The 4,912-nt window shown below is 66.1% G+C and carries 6 protein-coding genes; all 6 read left to right on the top strand.

The features are described from left to right. Positions 1–6: 6 nt before the first annotated feature. The 6 genes from WA317_RS13040 (at position 7) to WA317_RS13015 (ending at position 4,681) form a co-directional block, all read left to right on the top strand. Positions 7–1,302, top strand: a complete 1,296-nt coding sequence (locus WA317_RS13040; protein ID WP_425173429.1) for an anion permease — start codon at positions 7–9, stop codon at positions 1,300–1,302. Continuing rightward, positions 1,299–1,580: a hypothetical protein gene (locus WA317_RS13035; protein ID WP_425173427.1), complete on the top strand. Its 282-nt coding sequence runs from the start codon at positions 1,299–1,301 to the stop codon at positions 1,578–1,580. Before WA317_RS13040 ends, WA317_RS13035 begins: the two co-directional genes overlap by 4 nt. A gap of 58 nt (positions 1,581–1,638) precedes the next feature. Then, a complete protein-coding gene (locus WA317_RS13030; RefSeq protein WP_425173426.1) occupies positions 1,639–1,938 on the top strand; it encodes a DUF3349 domain-containing protein in 300 nt (99 codons plus the stop codon). A 50-nt stretch (positions 1,939–1,988) separates the two neighbouring features. Next, positions 1,989–3,074: an o-succinylbenzoate--CoA ligase gene (gene menE, locus WA317_RS13025; RefSeq protein ID WP_425173428.1), complete on the top strand. Its 1,086-nt coding sequence runs from the start codon at positions 1,989–1,991 to the stop codon at positions 3,072–3,074. Positions 3,075–3,251: 177 nt separating this feature from the next. Further along, complete coding sequence (locus WA317_RS13020; RefSeq protein WP_425173425.1) at positions 3,252–3,716, top strand: hypothetical protein; 465 nt, start codon at positions 3,252–3,254, stop codon at positions 3,714–3,716. A gap of 32 nt (positions 3,717–3,748) precedes the next feature. Then, positions 3,749–4,681 carry an HTTM domain-containing protein gene (locus WA317_RS13015; protein ID WP_425173424.1) on the top strand — a complete coding sequence of 311 codons (933 nt, stop codon included), beginning with the start codon at positions 3,749–3,751 and terminating at the stop codon, positions 4,679–4,681. The last annotated feature ends 231 nt before the right edge of the window (positions 4,682–4,912 follow it).

Raw genomic sequence — 4,912 nt, 5'->3', positions numbered from 1 at the left:
TGCTCTGTGAGCCTTCAACTCTTTCTTCTGATAATCGTCGTCATCACCGCACTCGCCTTCGACTTCACCAACGGGTTCCATGACACCGGCAACGCCATGGCGACCTCCATCGCCAGCGGCGCACTCGCGCCCAAGGTCGCGGTGGCACTGTCGGCAGTGCTGAACCTGCTCGGAGCGTTCCTGTCCACGGCTGTCGCGGCGACGATCGCCAAAGACCTGGTGGATTCTCACCTGGTGACCCTGGAGCTCGTGTTCGCCGGTCTGGTCGGCGGCATCGTCTGGAATCTGATGACCTGGCTACTGGGTATTCCGTCGAGCTCCTCGCATGCCTTGATCGGTGGCATCGTCGGAGCCACGATCGCCGCGGTCGGTGGACACGGCGTCATCTGGCGCGGACTGGTGTCGCACGTGGTGATACCGGCCATCGTGGCAGCGATCGTGGCCATCGCGGTGGGCGCGGTGGGCACGTGGCTGGTCTACCGCATCATCCGAGGAACCGAGGAGAAGCGCACCGAAAAAGGCTTCCGCCGCGGCCAAATCGGCTCGGCGTCGCTGGTCTCGTTGGCACACGGCACCAGCGACGGCCAGAAGACGATGGGCGTGATCTTCTTGGCGCTGATGTCCTACGGCGCGATCAGCAAAACCTCGACCATGCCGCCGTTCTGGGTCATCACGGCCTGTGCGGTGGCGATGGCGGCCGGCACCTACACCGGCGGCTGGCGCATCATCCGCACCCTCGGCAAGGGACTCGTCGACATCAAGTCACCACAGGGGATGGCCGCGGAATCGTCGTCGGCCGCAATCATCTTGCTCTCCGCCCAGTTCGGCTACGCCCTGTCGACCACTCAGGTGGTGACCGGATCGGTACTGGGCAGCGGAATGGGCAAACCCGGAGCCGAGGTGCGCTGGTCGGTGGCCGCCCGGATGGGAGTGGCGTGGCTCATCACCCTGCCGTCGGCCGGCCTCGTCGGCGCATTTACCTACACGCTGGTTCACTTCATCGGCGGCTTCCCGGGCGCCATCATCGGCTTCAGCTTGTTGATCGCTGTGGCGGCGGCCATTTACCTGCGGTCTCGCAAGTCGAAGGTCGACCACAACAACGTCAACGATGAGTGGGAAGGCAGCCTGACAGCCGGGCTCGACTCTGCCGATCAACCCGCCGTCGGGGCTAAGGTTCCGGCCCACGCCGCCAGCGGTCTGGCGGCCGAAGGCAACGGAGAGCTACCGCAACCGAATAGCGCCGCATCGCGCACCGCCGTTGCCACCACCGACGCCGCGCCGGCACAGGACTCCCGCTCATGAACGCGTGGTTCAACTACATCGCCACGTTGAGGATCCTGGTCTTCGGTTTGCTCATCGGCGCCGCGCTACCGGCGATGTTCGCAGTCGGAATACGGCTAGGCGCGGCCGCAGGTGTCAGTGGCGACGCCGTGACGCTGAAGCGCTCGGTGCTGACCGCGCTCAGCTACTTGTCCTACGCACTGGTCGTGACGGCGGTCGCTATCGGGGTGCTTTTCATCTCCCGCGAATTCATCGGTGAACATACCGGTTGGTTCATCCTTGGCGCCAGAGCCAAGTAGCATGAAACCGTCCACTATGTGCGCGTGGACGAAACCCCGCACGGGAAGTTGACGCGGTGTGAATCGATTCCTCAGCTCGATCGTCAATTGGCTACGCGCGGGCTATCCCGAGGGTGTTCCACCGACTGACTACTTTCCGCTGCTCGCGCTGCTGTGCCGCCGGCTCAGCGACGACGAGATCAAAATTGTGACCAGAGAATTGCTCAACCGGAACGGGTTCGACGACATCGATATCGGTGTCGCGATCACACAGCTCACCGATGACCTTCCGGCTCCGGAGGACGTCGAGCGGGTGCGGCATCGCCTGGCGGCCAAAGGCTGGCCACTCGACGGCCGCGGCGGCGAGGAGCACCGATAGGCGTCCTGCACGCCGTTGCCGTTACGCCGGGTGCAGCAGCGGGCTCGTTACTGCCCGCTCTCGAACGGGTGCTGGCCGGCGGTGACCGCGCCCTGCTTCCGGTGCAGGCCGGCGCCGAACCGCCGCCGGCGTTGCGAGTGGGCGAACCCATCGATGACGGCATCGCGCTGGTGGCGACGACGTCGGGAACGACCGGTACGCCCAAGGGCGCGCTGTTGACCGCTGCGGCACTGCAGGCCGGCGCGTCGGCTACGCACAACAGACTGAACGGACCGGGCCGGTGGCTGCTGGCGTTGCCGCCGTATCACATCGCCGGAATTCAGGTGCTGGTGCGCAGTGTGCTGGCCGGCTTGTCCCCCGTCGAGCTGGACGTTTCGTCCGGGCTAGCGGTCGCCGACTTGCCCGCCGCGGTACGGAAACTCGGTCCCGGGCGCCGATACACGTCGCTGGTGACCACTCAACTGGCCAAAGCGCTCACCGACCCGGCCGCGACGACTGCGCTGGCTGAACTCGACGCCGTGTTGATCGGCGGCGGGCCGGCGCCGCGGTCAATTCTGGATTCGGCTGCCGCCGCCGGTGTCTCGGTCGTGCGGACGTACGGGATGAGCGAAACCGCCGGTGGCTGCGTGTACGACGGTGTTCCTCTCGACGGAGTCCAGGTGCGGTTGGCCGCCGACAACCGGATAGTGATCGGCGGTAAGACGATCGCCGAGGGCTACCGCAACCCGGTCGATCCCGATCCGTTCACCGAGCCGGGCTGGTTCTCGACCAACGACATTGGCACGATCGATGATTCAGGTGTGCTGAGCGTGCTGGGCCGCGTCGATGACGCCATCAGCAGCGGTGGTCTGACCGTGCTGCCGCAACTGGTGGAGGCTGCGCTTTCGACCCACCCGGCGGTCAGCGACTGCGCGGTCTTCGGAGTCGCCGACGATCGGTTGGGCCAACGGGTGGCCGCCGCTGTGGTGGTCGCCGACGATTGCACCGCACCAAGTCTGGCCGCACTGCGCTCCCATGTCGCGCAGACGCTGGACGCCACGGCGGCGCCACGTCAGCTGCATGTCGTCGACGCGCTTCCGACACGCGGCATCGGCAAAGTGGATCGCCGGGAGTTGGCCCGCCGATTCGGGGACTGAAGCCGGTTGTCGGCGGCGCGTCGTTTGACGAATTGCTCCGGAAAGTAAGCGCGTCCTGCGATTCTTACGGATTGCGGCCGGGCCAACGGAAGGGAGCTCGCGCTGGAACTGGAGAAGCTGTCGACGATCGGCCAGCGATTCGAGCGCTCCCCGGTCGGCGAGTTCATCATCAGCGTGGTGGTCGTGGTGGCGTTGGCGATCGGTGTGGTGTGGAGTATGCCCGACGCCGCATTCAAGCGGCTGCTCACGCCGGGGCTGCAGCCGGTCGCTACGGCCACGGGGCTGGAGCAGGACTGGCGGATGTACGCTCCGGACCCGCTGCGGCGGGTCGAGTACGTCGAGGTGCGGGTCACCATGGCTGATGGCGCACAGCGGGTGTGGACCAATCCGCGCGGTGGCCGCGTGGCCAGCGCGTTCGCCTGGTATCACTGGCAGAAGCTCAAGGAGAACCTCGTAAGCGAGCCTGGCATCCGAGCGGGGTTGGCGCACTGGGCGATTCGACAGCTCACCAGGCCGACCGAGCGTGCCGCACGGGTACAGATGACGCTGCGCGCCGAGTCGCTACCGGCTCCCGGCTCCAACAGCCCGCGCACGACGGAGAGCGAGATCCTCTACGACGAAATTTTGACCGGCACGCAATGACGGAACCACAGAATGGTTCAAGGCGATGGCCGGTGGCCGTGTTGCAGGGATGGCGGACGTTCTGGTTTCGGCCACAACCGGCCTACACCCTCGGTTTGGCCAGGATGGCGTTTGGTGCCTTAGCGGTCGGCTGGACGTTCTCGTTGCTTCCCGATCTTCACGAGCTGTTCGGTCCGCACGGCGTCGAGCCACAGCAGTGGGCCGGGGGTTATCGGTGGGGTGTCTTCGCGGTGTGGACCGGTGATCGTGCGCTGACGATCGGCTGGACTGTTCTGCTGGTGTCTGCGATTGCCCTGGCCATCGGCTGGCACAGTCGACTGGCGGCTCTGACGGTGTTCGTGCTGATCTTGTCGTTCGAGCATCGGAACCTGTGGGTGTTCAATTCCGGCGACCTGGCCGTGCGCATCGAAGCCTTGTTCCTAGCGCTCTCCCCTTGCGGCGCCGCACTTTCGCTGGACCAACGGCGCAGCGCCGGCACCTTCTGGTCGGCTCAGCAGCGGGCGCAATGGCCGGTCCGGTTGATGCAAGCCCAGTTGACGTTGATTTATCTCGCGTCGGTGCTGGCCAAGCTGAACGGCGACGCATGGCCGCAAGGCACCGCGGTGTCCTACGCCCTGCGGCTGCCGGACATGCTGCTACTACCCTTCCCGCCTGGGCTGGCCACCAATGCGTTGCTGATGAACTTCGCCACCTGGGTCACCCTCCTGGTCGAGCTTTCCATCGGAACCCTGGTGTGGAACAACCGGTTTCGGCCATGGGTGCTGGCTGTCGGTGTCGTGATGCACACCGTGATCATGATGACCATCACCGTCGGATTTTTCACGTTGGCCATGTTCGTCTTGTACTTGGCGTTCGTCCCGCCCGACGTCGTGCAGCGGTTTCCGTGTGGTGTGCAACGCCTCGCGACGAAGCTGCCGGGGCACTCGGCTAGGGATGTCCCTTTCCGGTTGTCCCGCCGCCAGTAGTCCCACCACCGGTACTGCTGCCGCCGGTCGATCCCCCGCCGGTCGTCCCGCCGCCAGTGGTCGCCCCGGTCGTTCCCCCGCCGGTCGTCCCGCCGCCAGTGGTCGCGCCAGTTGTTCCGCCACCGGTCGTCCCGCCACCAGTAGTTCCACCGGTGGTTCCGCCGCCGGTTGTTCCGCCGCCGGTGGAGGCGCCGGTCGTTCCCCCGCCGGTGGTGCCGCCACCCGTTGTGC

The organism is Mycobacterium sp. (assembly GCF_049802695.1).
Lineage (GTDB): Bacteria > Actinomycetota > Actinomycetes > Mycobacteriales > Mycobacteriaceae > Mycobacterium.
Note: the sequence above shows the minus strand (reverse complement) of the source record. Positions and strands in the feature narration are given on the sequence as shown.

Excerpts from the sequence above, each read along its gene's own strand:
- WA317_RS13035 (WP_425173427.1), top strand. The coding sequence starts at position 1,299 with ATGAACGCGTGGTTCAACTACATCGCCACGTTGAGGATCCTGGTCTTC.